The organism is Sediminihaliea albiluteola (assembly GCF_014077625.1).
Lineage (GTDB): Bacteria > Pseudomonadota > Gammaproteobacteria > Pseudomonadales > Halieaceae > Sediminihaliea > Sediminihaliea albiluteola.
On the sequence record NZ_JACFXU010000014.1, the window covers coordinates 58,264 to 73,503 of the forward strand.

At 53.0% G+C, this 15,240-nt stretch carries 12 protein-coding genes; 9 read left to right on the forward strand and 3 right to left on the reverse strand.

Annotation, left to right across the window (positions count from 1 at the left end; all coding sequences use genetic code 11):
• Nucleotides 1–78 precede the first annotated feature (78 nt).
• Nucleotides 79–2,385, reverse strand: coding sequence for a TonB-dependent receptor (locus tag H2508_RS07150; RefSeq protein ID WP_182171096.1), 2,307 nt, complete (start codon nucleotides 2,383–2,385; stop codon nucleotides 79–81).
• A gap of 498 nt (nucleotides 2,386–2,883) precedes the next feature.
• On the opposite strand from H2508_RS07150, the gene rimO reads away from it, so the two are divergent.
• The gene (rimO, locus tag H2508_RS07155) at nucleotides 2,884–4,209 is read left to right on the forward strand and encodes a 30S ribosomal protein S12 methylthiotransferase RimO (protein ID WP_182171099.1); all 1,326 of its coding nucleotides are present in this window, start codon (nucleotides 2,884–2,886) and stop codon (nucleotides 4,207–4,209) included.
• A 7-nt stretch (nucleotides 4,210–4,216) separates the two neighbouring features.
• Nucleotides 4,217–4,936: a 16S rRNA (uracil(1498)-N(3))-methyltransferase gene (locus tag H2508_RS07160; protein WP_182171102.1), complete on the forward strand. Its 720-nt coding sequence runs from the start codon at nucleotides 4,217–4,219 to the stop codon at nucleotides 4,934–4,936.
• Between the two features lie 39 nt (nucleotides 4,937–4,975).
• Here the strand turns inward: H2508_RS07160 and H2508_RS07165 are convergent, their stop codons facing one another.
• Nucleotides 4,976–7,447: a TonB-dependent receptor gene (locus tag H2508_RS07165; RefSeq protein WP_182171105.1), complete on the reverse strand. Its 2,472-nt coding sequence runs from the start codon at nucleotides 7,445–7,447 to the stop codon at nucleotides 4,976–4,978.
• Nucleotides 7,448–7,617: 170 nt separating this feature from the next.
• Between H2508_RS07165 and H2508_RS07170 the strand changes: the two genes are divergently transcribed.
• From H2508_RS07170 to htpX, 5 genes are all read left to right on the forward strand, one after another.
• Nucleotides 7,618–9,621, forward strand: coding sequence for an alkaline phosphatase D family protein (locus H2508_RS07170; protein ID WP_182171108.1), 2,004 nt, complete (start codon nucleotides 7,618–7,620; stop codon nucleotides 9,619–9,621).
• Nucleotides 9,622–9,677: 56 nt separating this feature from the next.
• On the forward strand, nucleotides 9,678–10,364 hold the full coding sequence (locus H2508_RS07175) for a VWA domain-containing protein (protein WP_182171111.1): 687 nt from the start codon (nucleotides 9,678–9,680) through the stop codon (nucleotides 10,362–10,364).
• A gap of 6 nt (nucleotides 10,365–10,370) precedes the next feature.
• Nucleotides 10,371–11,081 carry a J domain-containing protein gene (locus H2508_RS07180; RefSeq protein WP_182171113.1) on the forward strand — a complete coding sequence of 237 codons (711 nt, stop codon included), beginning with the start codon at nucleotides 10,371–10,373 and terminating at the stop codon, nucleotides 11,079–11,081.
• 70 nt (nucleotides 11,082–11,151) lie between these two features.
• Entirely contained in the window at nucleotides 11,152–11,430 is a 279-nt protein-coding gene (locus tag H2508_RS07185) for a hypothetical protein (protein ID WP_182171116.1), read from the forward strand.
• Between the two features lie 118 nt (nucleotides 11,431–11,548).
• The gene (gene htpX, locus H2508_RS07190; RefSeq protein WP_182171119.1) at nucleotides 11,549–12,439 is read left to right on the forward strand and encodes a protease HtpX; all 891 of its coding nucleotides are present in this window, start codon (nucleotides 11,549–11,551) and stop codon (nucleotides 12,437–12,439) included.
• A gap of 27 nt (nucleotides 12,440–12,466) precedes the next feature.
• Here htpX and H2508_RS07195 read toward each other — a convergent pair whose 3' ends face one another.
• Nucleotides 12,467–13,195: an EthD domain-containing protein gene (locus H2508_RS07195; protein WP_182171122.1), complete on the reverse strand. Its 729-nt coding sequence runs from the start codon at nucleotides 13,193–13,195 to the stop codon at nucleotides 12,467–12,469.
• A 231-nt stretch (nucleotides 13,196–13,426) separates the two neighbouring features.
• Between H2508_RS07195 and H2508_RS07200 the strand changes: the two genes are divergently transcribed.
• Together H2508_RS07200 and H2508_RS07205 are read left to right on the forward strand one after the other, a co-directional pair.
• Nucleotides 13,427–14,158, forward strand: coding sequence for a DUF1499 domain-containing protein (locus H2508_RS07200; RefSeq protein ID WP_182171125.1), 732 nt, complete (start codon nucleotides 13,427–13,429; stop codon nucleotides 14,156–14,158).
• 6 nt (nucleotides 14,159–14,164) lie between these two features.
• Nucleotides 14,165–15,229 carry a S1C family serine protease gene (locus H2508_RS07205; protein WP_182171128.1) on the forward strand — a complete coding sequence of 355 codons (1,065 nt, stop codon included), beginning with the start codon at nucleotides 14,165–14,167 and terminating at the stop codon, nucleotides 15,227–15,229.
• The last annotated feature ends 11 nt before the right edge of the window (nucleotides 15,230–15,240 follow it).

Below are 15,240 nucleotides of genomic sequence, written 5' to 3' on the forward strand. Positions count from 1 at the left end.
GGCCGGGACTTAGCCGGCCGATAATGGGGGATTGCAAAAACACGCTAACTTATGCGCGCTATGGGGTCAGCTAAGTGATTAGAAACTGAGTGTCGCTTCGACGCCATAAGTGCGGGGGTTGCCAAAGTAACTCACCGCAAAGGGGCCAAAGGGAATACCGTTGAGGCGGTAGTCCTCATTGGTGAGGTTTTTCCCCCACAAAGCCACATTCAGGCGTGTATCACCAGCAACACGAATATCAGCCACACTCAAGCGACCGCTGAGCAAGCCGTAGCTGTCGAGTTGCAGCGGACGGTTTTGCTCGGGGTTGATATAGCCCACATAGTCATCACTATAGGTGTAATCCAGCCGCGCAATGACCTCGCCCCAACCGGCACTGGCTACTGTGTACTCCGCGCCGAGGTTATAGGTCAGCTCAGGAGCGTACTGGTTAGCCTTAATGTTTCTCTTATCAACCACCGCGCCTACTGCCGGATCGAACTCTAGGTACTCATCGTATTCTGAGTCTAGGTAACCGAGGTTAGCGGTCAGCATAAGATCAGCGATGGGCTGGTAAATCACCTCTACCTCAAAGCCCTGTTTGGTCGCTTTACCGACGTTGTCTACGGTGGATGATGCCGATGAGCCACTGGTAAATACCGTCAGCTGTAAATCGCTCTCTTTGTTGACAAAGCCGGCTAGGTTAACCTGCAGCCTATTGTCGAGCAATCGCGATTTAAGGCCTAGTTCGTAGGCTTTAACGGTTTCTGGATCATAGCCATCACTGAATGCAACGGGGTCACCTGACTCACCGTTAAAACCACCGGCCTTAAAACCTTCCGAGTATTTGGCATAGATATTGACGTTCTCAGACAGATCGTAAGCGACAATAAAGCTGGGCGTGGTATTGGTCCACTTGTCACTGCCCAAGCTGTCAAAGGCTGGGCGGTTTGGCGCTGGGTGGCTGATGTAGGCGTCTTTTTCCTCTTCAGTCCAGCGCAGACCGAAGGTGAGCGTCAGGCGATCCTGCAGTGCGGCCAGAGCTGGGGTCCATTCTAGCTGACCGTATACCGCCTTTTGCTTGCCATCATAGCCGTAGGCGTTGTTCAGCACAGAGGGGCCGAAAAAGTCGACTAAAGGCAACTGAGGGTTCTTTACATCCGCCTCCTCTTCAAAGTAGAACAAGCCTAAGACGTACTCCAAGCGCTCTGTGGAGCCGGTAAACTGGAGCTCGTGGGAATCCTGAGTGTAATCTGTATCAATGGCCGTATGGTAGAGCGAAAAGGGTGTACCGTCATTATCGAGTGCCTGTTCGAAGTCGAGCTTACGAGTATTGCCAGTATACTTCACACTCAGATCACCCATAGCGCCGACCTTACCAAAGTCGTAGTCCACAAACAGCGACTGGCTGGTGGAGTCGAAACCTTCGTACATATCGGCATCGTTACTGATCGAGCGCTTATTCTTGTCTTCTGGCAACAGATACTGATCTAGGTCTTGAGGAAATGGGAAGCCAAAAGCGAGGTTGCTCGTGTTGATATCAGTAAACTGGGGCTTCGATGGCGTATTGCGCACTTTAGCCTTATCAATGGTATAGCGCGCCGCCAAGCGCTCGTTCACATCCCACAGCAGGTCTAAGCGGCCCACTTCACTATCGACTGCATTAAAATCAATCTTGCTAGAGGGATTTGGCTGCACCGGCTGGCCGGTAAAAGGGTGAGAAATAGACCCTAACTGGGTGTCTTTGTTATCGTAGAAACCATCGCGCTCTTCTTTAGATAATGTCACTTTGGCCATCAGCTCACCCGCGCCACCAAGTTCTAGGGCTGGAAGATCCAGACTGCCGTAAGTTTCCCAAAAACCAAAGTTACCCAGGCCCGCTCGCAGCTTGCCACCGAGCTCGCCGCTGGGTCGATGGGTAATCATATTAACCGCACCACCAGTGGTGTTTTTACCGTACAAGGTGCCTTGGGGGCCGCGCAGCACTTCGATACGCTCCAGCTCCGCCACCTTAAAAACGTTACCGGAGAACTTTCCGACAAACACGCCATCCAAGTACATGCCTACCGTAGGTTCCCAGGTAATCGAAGGGTTAGAAGTCACCGAACCACGAATCGCAATAGTGGCCTTAAGCGTGTTAGAAGGCAGCGTGGCAATCTTCACGTTGGGTACAGTGGTGCCGATGTCGGTGAGGTCTTTGATGCCTCTCTGCTCTAACTCACTCGCCCCAAAAGCAGTGATAGCGATCGGCGTGTCCTGCAGCGACTGCTCGCGTTTCTGTGCGGTGACCACAATCTCCTCCAGAGCACCTGAAGATTGGGCTAAAGTGCCAGCTGAGAGACTAGCTAGCAGTACGGCTGCCGACAGGCGGTTAATAGGCGATTTGCGGGGGTCTGAATAACGCATTGTACTTCCTCACTGTTTTAATGTGAGCAGGACAGCTGTTCTTACTGACACCACGGAGTGCATTAGGGCGTATGAATACAGCGCCAGTGATGTAGCACTAAAGCTCGATCTGCTTATAATATTATTGCATCGATATTTACTAGTACCTTTACTCAAAAAGGCCTAGGGCACTGCCCATTCAATGCTATTTTTATGGAAAAAGTAAAGGACTAATTTCTTATACTAGCTACATCAACACAGCCGAACACAAGCGCAACTATCCCTAGTATCGACCGCGGGGATGCGGCCCAAATACTTAAGGCAGATCTCTCAAAGCCGCTAGAAACCCAAGGACTTGCTAACTTGGTCATTTTTTACCCGATTTGCTCTGCATAAGACTGACCTTATCAGGTATTATCGCGCCACTTTTATCCCCCTAAGTGGCACTCTCATGGCCCCTCTCCAACTAGGTAGAGGGCCGCGTTTAAGGCAAGCAAGGGGCAGACACTGGCGTTATTTATGAGTAATACAGACAACAAGAACATCGGCTTTGTGAGTTTGGGCTGCCCCAAGGCGCTAGTCGATTCCGAGCGCATTTTGACTCAGCTGAAATTAGACGGCTATGACATCGTAGCCAACTATCAAGATGCCGAATTAGTAGTGGTAAATACCTGCGGCTTTATCGACAGTGCCAAACAAGAATCACTTGACGCTATTGGCGAGGCCATTAGCGAAAACGGCAAAGTGATCGTAACAGGTTGCATGGGCAAAGGTGATGACGCTCAGTCAATCCGCGACCTGCACCCCAAAGTACTGAGTGTTACTGGCCCGGCAGCTTACGAAGAGGTGGTCAGTGCGGTGCACCAATACGTGCCTCACAGCCCCGTACACGACCCCTATATTGATCTGGTGCCACCCCAAGGTATTAAACTGACACCGCGTCACTACGCTTACTTAAAAATCTCTGAAGGTTGTAACCATCGCTGCAGTTTTTGCATCATTCCCAGCATGCGCGGTGACTTAGTCAGCCGCCCCATTGGCGATGTCATGGAAGAAGCAGAGCGCTTGGTCAAGGCTGGTGTGCGTGAGTTACTGGTAATCTCTCAGGACACCAGCGCCTACGGGATCGACATCAAATACCGCACTGGTTTTTGGCAGGGCCGGCCAATAAAAACCCGCATGCAGGAGTTGTGTGAAGCCCTAGGCCAGTTCGGAATTTGGGTTCGCCTGCACTATGTATACCCCTATCCGCACGTCGACAATATCATTCCCTTAATGGCCGAAGGCAAAATTCTGCCCTATCTGGATATCCCCTTCCAACACGGCAGCCCTTCGGTATTAAAACGAATGAAGCGCCCCGCCGCCGCAGAAAAATCTTTGGAGCGCATTGCCAAGTGGCGCAGCACCTGCCCCGACATCACTTTGCGCAGCACCTTTATTGTGGGCTTCCCCGGAGAAAGCGACCAGGACTTCGATCTACTGCTAGACTTTTTGCAAGAAGCGCAGCTCGACCGCGTGGGCTGTTTTCAGTACTCAGCGGTTGCCGGAGCCGCTGCCAACGAGCTGCCCGATCAAGTTCCTGAGGCACTTAAGCAAGAACGCTGGGAACGCTTTATGGCACTGCAGCAAAAAATCAGCGCCGATAAACTGCAAGCCAAGCTTGGCAAAACCATTGAGATACTCATTGATGAAGTCGATGCCGAAGGCGCCGTTGGCCGCTCAACTGCCGACGCCCCTGAGATCGATGGCAAAGTGTATCTAGAGGGCGTCAGCGGACTGCAGCCCGGCGACTTCGTTGAAGCCGAAGTCACCGGGGCTGATGAATACGACCTATGGGCGGGATAAATCGGGCTTGAACCTGCTACTTTTTAAGGCCGCAGACTTACTTAGTCCCACTCGCCTCTGCGTTGATGATCAGCGCCTGCAGCACCTGCTGCAAGTGCATCGCGCCACTGTCGGTGACACAGTGCGGGTCGGCGAAATTCATGGCGAGATGGGATTCGGCACTATTATTGAGCTAGGCCCAGAGCGAGCGATCATCGACTTTAGTCTGGATTGTCCAGCACCCGATAAACTACCCGTCACACTCATTGTGGCTTTACCGCGCCCTAAAATGCTGCGCCGTATTCTGCGCTCTGTCGCCGAATTTGGCGTAGCCGAACTCTACCTGATCAACAGTTACCGCGTAGAAAAAAGCTACTGGCAAAGCCCCGTGTTAAGTGGCGACAGTATTGAAGAGTGCTTATTGCAGGGGCTGGCGCAATCGCGCGACACCATGCTGCCCACAGTGCACTTAGAAAAACGCTTTAAGCCCTTTGTCGAAGACCGCTTACCGGCATTGCTTGAGGGCCGTTTAGGCTTAGTGGCACACCCCAGTGAACACGCTCCTTTGCCCAAAGCAGAGTCGCGCCAGCCAACAGTGCTCGCCATTGGCCCCGAAGGCGGTTTTATTCCCTACGAAGTCGAGCACTTTAGGGCAGCAGGTATGCAGCAGGTCACCCTTGGCCCGCGAATACTACGGGTAGAAAACGCAATTTCAGCCATACTGGGCCGCTTGCTAGCGACCCAGTAAGTTCCTTCATTATCCTTCCAAATTTAGAGTTAACAGCTACTAGAAGCGATATTGCAGCTCTGCGCCATACATTCTAGGCGCCGCAAACACCTTTGACCCAACGCCCTGAGAGCCCACTAGAGGTGCTCCACCAGACATATATTGCTCATCAGTCAGGTTGCTGCCGTAAAGTGATCCAATCCAACGCTCACTGGGGGAGATCCAGCTCAATCGAGCGCTGAGCTCGAACTGCTCATCTTCTTGCCACAGCCCAGTTTCACAACTGGCGGGATCAAAACAGAACTCCAAGTCCAGCTTCCAGCTCGCCTGTAAGCGCGGCATAAAAGTTCCCATGGCCGTTTGCATTGTGTACTGAGCTGCCAACAAATAACTCTGCTCCGCAAGGCGCGGTAGGTTTTCCTTAGAGCGATCCACTTGGCAAGCATCAACCTGCAACACCGTTAAGTCAGCACGCTCACAAGCAGGGCCAGGCGGCAGCGAGACATCAGCGATGGAGATTGCGGTATCCTCAAACTCCTTGATATCTGCATCGGCCAAAGTCATGTTAAAGCTCAGCATAAGGTTGTCGGTCGCCAGCCAGGTGCTTTCTAATTCAAAACCCTTAATCGTAGAACTCGGAGCATTAATGGTGCCGGGCGCAGGTGAACTGGCCTCAGAGTTAATCACTAGGGTGGTTAGCTGACGATTTTTATAATCTGAATAAAACACTGCACCATTGAGCCGCAAACGGCGATCGAGCAAGTCGAGCTTAAAGCCAAACTCCCAGTTCTCCACCTCCTCTGGTTTGAATTCTTCTAACTGGCCACTGGGTGCTTCAGACAAGCCTCCAGATAAGAAACCTTCACTGTAACTCAGATAAAAACTGCCCTGATCAATCCATTTCGAGTGACTCAGTAGATACTGAATACTGGCCATGGGGGTCACAGCGCTGTCATTGGTTTTATCCGACAAGACATCAGACAGTGGCATGCTAAAGGCTGGGTTGTACTCAAAGCTGGGGCGCTGCACCATATAGAGTCCACCACCTAAAGGTGTAACGGGCCCACCATTAGCATCTAAGGAGTCGGGCATAACTTCATAAAGACTGCGTCGAACTTTGCGCTCTTCATCGGTATAACGCAAACCCACTGTAGTGCGCCAGTTTTCATTAAACTCCCATTCTAACTGCGAGAAAGCCGCAATAGCCGTATTATCGGCCTTCATAACCGAGCCATTGGTGTTGAGGAAAAACAGATTAGCCAAAGCCGGATCAAAGGGGCCAAGGTAGGTCATATCAAAGCGCCCATCTGTTTTTTCCTGAAACCAAAACAGGCCGGTCACATACTGTAAGCGATCATTAAAGGCGCTTCCCATCAGCTGAATTTCTTGGCTGTATTGATCCGTTTCAGCAGGGCTGCGCAGCACTGGGTGAGCCGAGTTGGTGCGGTGTAGGAAAGGAATGCCCGTATGGTCGAGCTCGTCGTTTTGTGCAGCCTCGGTGTAGCGCCAAGCGCTAACACTTTTAAGGCTCATGTCTTCACTGATGACCCACTCTGCAGTCAAGGAGCTACCTTGGTTTTTAGCGTAGTAATCACCCCCTAAATCAGAGATAACCACGTGGCCATCGCCTCTACCGGCAGCGGCGGATTCGGCACAAAAATCGTCCATTGTTTTACCCCTTGATGGAACAATAGCCAAGGTATTAAACAACTCCGCTTGCCAGCCCTTTACGCCTGGAACTGGCACGCATTTCATCGGGCGCATCAATTGCTTGGTTTCGGCCCAGTTCACATTGAGGTCTAAAGTCAGCGCATCATTGGGCACCCAGCGAGTCTGCCAGATTAAGCTTTGACGGTCTTCATCCATGTAGTCTTTGCCGTCATAGAGGTTTTTGATATAGCCATCTCGGCTTCGTGTCACCCCAGATAAGCGCATCCACAGTGCATCTGTCAGCGCTACGTTAAGTACAAAGTCAGCATCCAACCTGTCGTAGTTACCTACCCGCAAGCCTAGCGAACCTTCAAATTCATCGCTGGGTTTATTGGTGGTAAATACTAAGGCGCCACCGGTCGTATTCTTACCAAATAGCGTACCCTGCGGCCCGCGCAAGATTTGCAGAGATTGAATATCATTGAGGTCCAACAGGGCGCCATCGGGCCTACCGACATAGACGTCGTCAATATAGATCCCTACTCCCGAATCGATATTCGCCCCCGTGTTGCGCTGCCCTACACCGCGGATATAAATATTAGCCAAAGGCGCACTACCACTGCCTGCATCAACTTCGATACTTGGCGCCAAGTAATTTAAATCAGCTAAATTATGAACTCCCGCTTCACGCAAAGCAGACGCATCAAGTGCCGTTACCGCTAATGGCGCTTCCTGTAAACTTTCGGCTCGTTTTCGGGCGGTAACTACGACTTCTTCTAAAACTGTATTTTGCGCCACTACCGGCGCAACCTGAAAGAGAGTGGCGCAAGATACTGCTAGTGCCCAAGGGTACAGAGCCCTACGATGATGAATAACTGCCATAACACACCTCATTTATTATTATGTAAAGCCCAATATCTACTGCATGCCCCAGTAGCACAGCTATTAGAACCAAATCGTTCCGCCACTACAAGCCAGCTGAACTGCCAATACGTTTCTTATTTAGCCTTGCTAGACTACAGTAAGCTTGTTTTAGCTTTGGATGCATAACTATGCCACTGACACGCCGAGACCTAGTGAGGCTCTTGTCCAGTAGTACTTTCCTGCTCAGCGCGGGCAGCTTTGCCACTGCTCCGGCAGCTAAAAACAGCCCTGCAGTGGCCTTAGACTTCCCCCAGGGTGTAGCCTCTGGTGATCCCAGCCCCACTGCAGTGATGCTGTGGACCCGCGCGGTGCCGCAAAATGGAGCAAGCGAGGCAGCGGTCTTACTGCAAGTGTGCACCACGCCAGACTTTGAGCTACCCGTCGCTGAAGCACTGCTGATGTGCAGCGCAGAATCTGATTACACTGTTCGCGCTTATGTCGACCAGCTGCAAGCAGATAAGGCTTATTTTTACCGCTTCTTAGGTGCAAATAACAGCGTCTCGCGGCTGGGACAAACTCGCACCGCTCCCGATCCGGAACAAGCTAAAACACTCAACATGGCTTTTGTCAGTTGCCAAAATTTTGAGCAGGGCTACTACGGTGCCTGGGCTCGGATGATTGCCGATGACCAAACTCTGCCCGAGGAGCAGCGCGTTCAACTGGTGCTACACCTTGGTGACTTTATTTATGAGCGGAGCTGGCAGGCACGCCAAGACGGAAGCGCTTTATCACGTCAGCTAGCGCCTTTGCCTGAGGGGGAGGCCCGCGGCGACAGCCGCTACGCTAAGAGCTTGGCAGACTATCGACATATATATCGCCATTACCTCTCCGACCCCTGGCTACAGGAAGCTCGAGCACGCTGGCCTTTTATCTGCACTTGGGACGACCACGAATTTAGCGACGACAACTATCAGAGCTACAGCCACTATGGCCCGAACCCAAAGCTTGAAGCCTGGCGCAAGCTCAACGCTAACCAAGCTTGGTTTGAATATATTCCCTGCACGCTCAACCAACTAGCAGGGCAGGCTGCCCACGATTTGCGCAAGCCCCAGCTAAGCGGTGATCCTGCTAGCGATAATCAAAAGGCTAGAGATAGTCTATGTATCTATCGCCGGCTGCGCTGGGGCAAGCATGTCGATATTGTCCTAACGGATGCACGCAGCTATCGCAGCCCCCCTTGCTTACCAGAGGGCTTTGCCGAGTCACTTGGCCTGCAGATGAACAGCAAAGACTTAGTGGCCATTGCCGATGCCGGCCGCGAATACAACAAGGGCAAGCCCCCCGCCACTTTGCCCTACGGCTCACCGCCAGCGCCCAACCCTTTTAAAGAAAGAGCGGCCGGTAGCTGCCTGGGTGAGGAACAGCGCCAATGGCTACTCGACAGCTTGCGCAGCTCAACAGCCACTTGGAAGCTGTGGGCTAACCCACTACCACTGCTGCCCTTACATTTGGACCTTGGCAGCATTCCCTTTAGCAGCTACGAGCACAGTGTGTTCAATATTGACGCATGGATGGGTTACCCCCATGAACGCAATACTATTTTAGGGGGTTTACAAACTGCCGGAGTGAGTGGCCTTGTGTCATTATCTGGTGACCATCACATGCATGGGGCCGCCGCCATTCGCGCTGACTTTGATGCGCCGGAATCCCAGCCTGTAGCAGTAGACTTTAGCTGTGCAGGTATTAGCTCCACCCCCTTATTTGACAGCGTCTTGGCCGTTGCCAAAGACGATCATCCGGACTTTGCTGCCTTAGTGGAGGCTAAGCATCGCGGCGAGTACTTCCCTAATTGGAACATGACGCTGCTGCAAGGCGTGTTATCGGCCTATAGCTTTGAGCGTCTTGGCAGTACAAGGCTGGCGCAGTGGCTGGGACCGAATCGGACTAATCCCGGCTTACTCTTTGCTGACAGCACGGCCAACGGCTATGGCTTGGCTACTTTCAGCGCGACCGATCTGCAGCTCTCACTGGTAGCAGTGGCAGAAGTTCAACAGGACTTTGAGCAAGCCCCCCCAGTTTCTTATCGTGCTAAGTTCCAGCTGCCACTGTGGGAAGCCGAGGAGGGCCCTGCTCTTCAGGGGCCGCAATTCGAAGGCCAACCGCCCTTTCCCTTTTCATTAATGGCGGGTTAAGCTAAGCAAGACCCGCAAGTAGCGGGCACATGAGAACCACCTAGAGTACTGCTGATATGGCCCGCCCTCCTTCGCGCCGCGCATCCTCAACTGAGATTTCACGCTTTCTCGGTACCAGCAAAGCCATTAGCGCGGTCAACCAGCGCCGACCACGACTGCTGTTTGCCATAGATGCAACAGCCAGTCGCCAACCTACTTGGGATACTGCCTGCCATATACAGCAGCAAATGTTTCAAGCCGTCAATCGGGAGGTCACCCTTAGCGTTCAGCTATGCTACTATCGTGGCTTACACGAGTTTTACGCCAGCCCCTGGCTATATGACAGCAATGCTCTAGCGCAACAAATGGCACGAGTATACTGCGAAGGCGGCCACACTCAGATTGCACGATTGCTGCGACATATCCTAAGCGAGCACCAGCGCAATAGTCTGCGCGCGGCTGTATTCATTGGTGATGCAATAGAAGAACAGAGCGAAACGCTGTGCCAACTGGCCGGCCAGTGCGGCCTGCGCAAAGTCCCGCTATTCCTATTCCAGGAAGGTCACAACCCACAAGTGCAACAAATCTTCCAGCGCATGGCCAAACTATCTGGGGGGGCCTGGGCGCGCTTCGATGCCGCCAGCGCCGATGTGCTAGCTGAGCTACTCAAAGCGGTGGCAGGCTTTGTCACCGGAGGGCGAAGAGCACTGAAGAATAACCCATCTGAGGGTGCTAAACTGTTGCTTCAACAACTCAAACCCTGAGATACGATGCCCCGTCTTCTACTAATTCTGGCGCTAGCCGCCATCGTCTACATCCTCTACCAACGCGCGCGTAACCAAGCACCGCACAAACGTCGTGCAGAGTATATAAAGCTGGGCTTAGTGGTTGCAGTGGCCCTAGTGATCGTCTTGACTGTCACTGGCAGAATGCATTGGGTAGGCGCTGCCCTGACCGGCTTATTAGTTATCGGCCGGCAGTTACTTCCCCTATTGCTGCGCTACTTCCCTGCACTGGCCTCATTAAAGTCCAATAGTTCTCAAGGCGCACAGCAGTCCACCGTGGAGTCTGCACTATTGCGCATGCACTTAGACCACGAGAGCGGCAATCTGAGTGGCGAGGTCTTACAGGGCCGCTTTCAAGGTTGGTATCTAGACGAACTCGAGCGCCCCCAGCTCGATGAACTGATGCAGTTTTGCCGACAGCAGGATGAAGACTCGGCCCAACTATTGCAGGGCTATCTAGACCAACGTTTCCCCGGGGGAGATCAGCAAGCGGATTCGGATGACACACAAAAAGACCAATCCTCAGCCATGACACGCAGTGAAGCACTGTCGATATTGGGCCTGGGCGAAGATGCGGTGGAAGAAGATGTCATCAAAGCTCACCGAACCCTGATGCAGAAATTGCACCCCGATCGCGGCGGCAGTGATTATCTAGCGGCGAAAATCAATGCGGCTAAAGACTATTTACTGCGCTAGCCGAAGCGTCTAAGGGCGCTTAAAATAGACGGTTTACACAGCCTGAAGCTATCGGAGATCACACTGGCACATGAGTGAAGTATTTGTCATCCGCAACCAAAACGGTCACTACTGGGCTAAAAGCAAAGCGTGGGTCACTAGCTCAGACCCGCGCAGTGTTATGCGACTCAAGCATCACGATGAAGCCGTTAATAGTTTGGTAGAGCTCAGCACAAAAGATGTCGACTTGCGCGGTGAAGTGGTGGCTGCCACGCTGAACGAAAAAAGCGAGCCACAACTGACTATTAGTGATATACCGCTACCTGAGCTGCCCGAGGCCACTGAGACAAGCGAACTTGAGCAGGCCTAAATACCCACCTAGCTAAGCCTGAGAAGCACTTGAAAAAAGCTTTTTTGACGCCATATCCCCTAGCGTTAGTTAAACCTTGTCACGCCACACTGTGGCCACTTAAGACCGAGACTAAACCATGAGAATTCTGCTTTTCCTAGCGACCAACATGGCCGTAATGATTCTGGCCAGTGTGATCTTCAAACTATTTGGACTAGAGGGCTTTTTGGCACAAAACGGTGTCGACCTGAACCTCAGCTCACTACTGATTTTTTGTGCGGTATTCGGCTTTGGCGGCTCGTTAATTTCGCTGTTCTTATCCAAATGGATGGCCAAGCGCAGCACTGGTACTCACATTATTGAACAGGCGCACAGCAGAGAAGAGCAATGGCTACTGAACACCGTCGCAGAGTTAGCCCAAGAAGCTGGTGTAGGGATGCCTGAGGTCGGTATATTTCCCTCCGAGGCGGCCAACGCTTTCGCCACTGGATGGAACAGAAATGAAGCCCTAGTAGCTGTGAGCAGCGGTTTATTGCAGCGTTTCAAACCAGCGGAAGTGCGCGCAGTTTTGGCTCACGAAATTGGCCACGTTGCCAACGGGGATATGATTACTCTGACCCTCATTCAGGGCGTTGTGAACACCTTCGTTATGTTTTTAGCTCGTGTGATCGGGCATACAGTCGATCGAGTGGTGTTTAAAACCGAGCGGGGCTTTGGCATCGCTTACTATGTCGTGAGCATAGCGGCTGAGTTACTTTTAGGTTTCCTAGCCAGCATGATCGTCTTCAAATTTTCTCGCTGGAGAGAGTACCGCGCTGATGCGGCAGGCGCCCGACTCGCTGGTAGTGCAGCCATGATTGCAGCCCTGCAACGCCTGCGCGCCGAACAAGGATTGCCTCAAGATTTGCCCGCAGAAATGACCGCCTTTGGCATCAACGAGCAACTCAAACAGGGCTTTTCAGCACTATTTAGCTCTCACCCTCCCCTAGAGGACCGAATCAGAGCTTTGCAGCAAGGGGCCGGGCGCTAAGCTTAAAGGCCTAATAGACAGCAGCCCTCAACTTGCTGAGGGCTGCAATAGCTCACCGAAAACATACTCGCTCATAGGAATCACATCGATTCGATCAAAATCGATAAAGCGCGCACAGCTATCCATCATCATCTTGCTGTGCCGCGCCAACTCCGCTTCGTCAGCGGCGGCATAAAAAACCATATCTGAAGTCATTGCCGCATCCGAAAAATTTTCCTCGATCATCGCATCCGGCGCAAACTCAGCGTCATTCGTCTCTAGCACCCGCGCTACGACGTTTTGCCGGTAGGCAAAGGTCGACTGGGTTTCAATCGCTATCGAGGTGTGGCTACCCTGCCAAATGCTCAGCCATTCATCGCGACTCAAACGCGGTGGCGTTTGCAGGAATACCACTTGGCAAAAACCTGGCAAACGACCATCTGCTGCCGGCTGCTGCTCTCGATTGCGAAGGGGCTCTGACTCGGTCACCAACAGCGCTTCAAAGCGCTCGCAAAGATCAGTCAATAGCGCTTCATACTTCTGTCGTTCGCCAGCGTTATCGAGCCACAGCGACAGCACCGCGTCAGGCAGGGGCTCACGGCGTGCCAGACGTTTTTTCGCGGCTGGGTCAACCGCACTATCCGCCACCGTTAGCCGAGCAGCTCGCAGGTCCAAATGCTCTAGCAGTGCTGGTAGCGTATTGGCTAGCATCCGGTCGCGCCACTGATCCTTATCGCTGTCCTCTGCCAGCCACATCGGATAGATTATTTTTTCCATTGTATTACCTCGTTTAGGGAAAGCCGGCGCGACTTGGTGTCGCTTCCTAATGTCATTATGATGGTTTTGCCTTGAGTAGCCCCAAGCACTGCGCTCAGGAAGTTAAGCAGATGCACAAACAAAGCTCAATCGAGTACAGTCCTGCGCTAAGGCGATGACTACCCTGTTGAACTACTCCAGCAGCCCCGCTTGCGGTACTCTGCTATTCCCGTTGTATCTATGGAGTCATCGATGCTGAGCTCAACTCAAGCAATAGCCCCAGGTTTTATTATCCTGCGCAAACTGTGCTTCGCTGCCGCATTGGCACTGCCTGTTGCGGTAGTCATTGTACGTCTAGGTTGGTGGCAAAGCGGCCTACTGCTCTACGCTATTGCCTGCCTGTTGGCGGCAGTCCTGTTAGCTCTAAGCATCGCGCTGAGCCTAGTGCCGCGACTGCGGCCGCTGCGCAAACATCTCGCAATAACTGCGCTATGCGCCCTGCCAGGCAGCCTGCTACTTGCGATCACACTGGCCGGCCAAGGTGACAGACCAGCGATACACGATATCAGCACAGACTTAGTACAGCCCCCTGTATTTACCAATGCCCCGCTGTTACGCGGCAGTGATTCCAACCCGCTGACAATTGACCCGGCTAATCACCAGCAGCAGCGCCGAGCCTACCCCGACATTGGCACAGTGCACAGCCAATTAGCAGTGGAGGCCGCTTACCAGCGCGCAGGGCAAACGGCCGAAACTCTGGGCTGGGAAGTTGTCTATATGGATGCCGAGCAAGGCCAGCTTGAGGCCGTCGCAAGCACCCCCATTATGGGTTTTAAAGACGATATTGTTATTCGCTTGCAAGCAGCAGCAGGCGGCGGCAGCGATATCGACCTGCGCTCAGTATCTCGCGTGGGCGTGGGGGATATGGGCGCTAATGCCAAGCGTATTCGCGCCTTTATCGAACAATTTTCACAACAGGAGTAATAAGCAGTGCGATTGATCCCCGCCCCAGCGACTATCTTTCTAGCCGGTCTACTGAGCCTACTCTGCACTGCAGCCACAGCTGCAGCGGACTATCTGAGCTTTGCCACTGAGGACGAAGCCAATAGTACTGAGATTTTCAGTAAAGCCAGCCCTGCGGTGGTCTTTGTGACCAATAAAACTCTGCGACAGGATTTCTTTTCACTGGATATTCACGAAATCCCCCGCGGTAATGGCAGCGGTTTCGTGTGGGATAAAAGCGGGCTGATTGTGACTAACTTCCATGTTATCGCTGGCGCTCACCGGGTCACGGTGACCTTACACGACCAACAAGAGTACGCCGCCGAAGTGGTCGGTATTGCACCAGAAAAAGATCTCGCTGTGCTGCGCATCAGCGAACCGCCTAAAGATTTGGTAACGCTGCCAATTGGCGACTCATCGGAGCTCAACGTGGGCCGCAAAGTACTGGCAATTGGCAACCCTTTTGGCCTAGACACCACCCTGACCACAGGCGTGGTCAGTGCCCTCGGCCGGGAAATCAAGGCACCTAGCAACCGCACGATTCGCGGGGTGATTCAGACCGATGCGGCGATCAACCCGGGCAACTCCGGCGGCCCTCTGCTTAACTCCCTGGGACAACTGGTCGGCGTCAATACGGCAATTTATAGCCCCAGCGGTGCCAGCGCTGGCATCGGCTTCGCCATCCCAGTCAATACTGTGCGCGATGTGGTGCCACAGCTTATTGCCTACGGCAAGATTTTGCGGCCCAGCTTGGGCATAGAGCGGGCCAGCGACCGCTGGATTCGTCGCAACCGCATCCAAGGTCTACCCGTGGTACGAGTTTTCCCCGGCTCACCAGCTGCGGCAGCGGGAATCCGCGGCGCCTACCGCAATGCCCGCGGTGAAATCATGCTCGGCGACGTGATCACCCGTATTGGCGATCGGGAGATTCGCAGCAATGACGACTTTCTCAGCGTACTAGAACAGCATGAGCCCGGCGACAGCCTGACACTAGAGCTGCGCCGAGGACGCGATAAGCGCCTAGCGACTGTCACCTTAGCCGACTCACACTAGAGGCCAGAGAC

Bases quoted from the DNA above. Each gene is read 5' to 3' on its own strand.
- H2508_RS07180 (WP_182171113.1), top strand. From the start codon at position 10,371: ATGCCCCGTCTTCTACTAATTCTGGCGCTAGCCGCCATCGTCTACATC.
- H2508_RS07185 (WP_182171116.1), top strand. From the start codon at position 11,152: ATGAGTGAAGTATTTGTCATCCGCAACCAAAACGGTCACTACTGGGCT.
- H2508_RS07200 (WP_182171125.1), top strand. From the start codon at position 13,427: ATGCTGAGCTCAACTCAAGCAATAGCCCCAGGTTTTATTATCCTGCGC.
- htpX (WP_182171119.1), top strand. From the start codon at position 11,549: ATGAGAATTCTGCTTTTCCTAGCGACCAACATGGCCGTAATGATTCTG.
- H2508_RS07165 (WP_182171105.1), bottom strand. From the start codon at position 7,447: ATGGCAGTTATTCATCATCGTAGGGCTCTGTACCCTTGGGCACTAGCA.
- H2508_RS07195 (WP_182171122.1), bottom strand. From the start codon at position 13,195: ATGGAAAAAATAATCTATCCGATGTGGCTGGCAGAGGACAGCGATAAG.
- H2508_RS07175 (WP_182171111.1), top strand. From the start codon at position 9,678: ATGGCCCGCCCTCCTTCGCGCCGCGCATCCTCAACTGAGATTTCACGC.
- H2508_RS07170 (WP_182171108.1), top strand. From the start codon at position 7,618: ATGCCACTGACACGCCGAGACCTAGTGAGGCTCTTGTCCAGTAGTACT.
- rimO (WP_182171099.1), top strand. From the start codon at position 2,884: ATGAGTAATACAGACAACAAGAACATCGGCTTTGTGAGTTTGGGCTGC.
- H2508_RS07150 (WP_182171096.1), bottom strand. From the start codon at position 2,385: ATGCGTTATTCAGACCCCCGCAAATCGCCTATTAACCGCCTGTCGGCA.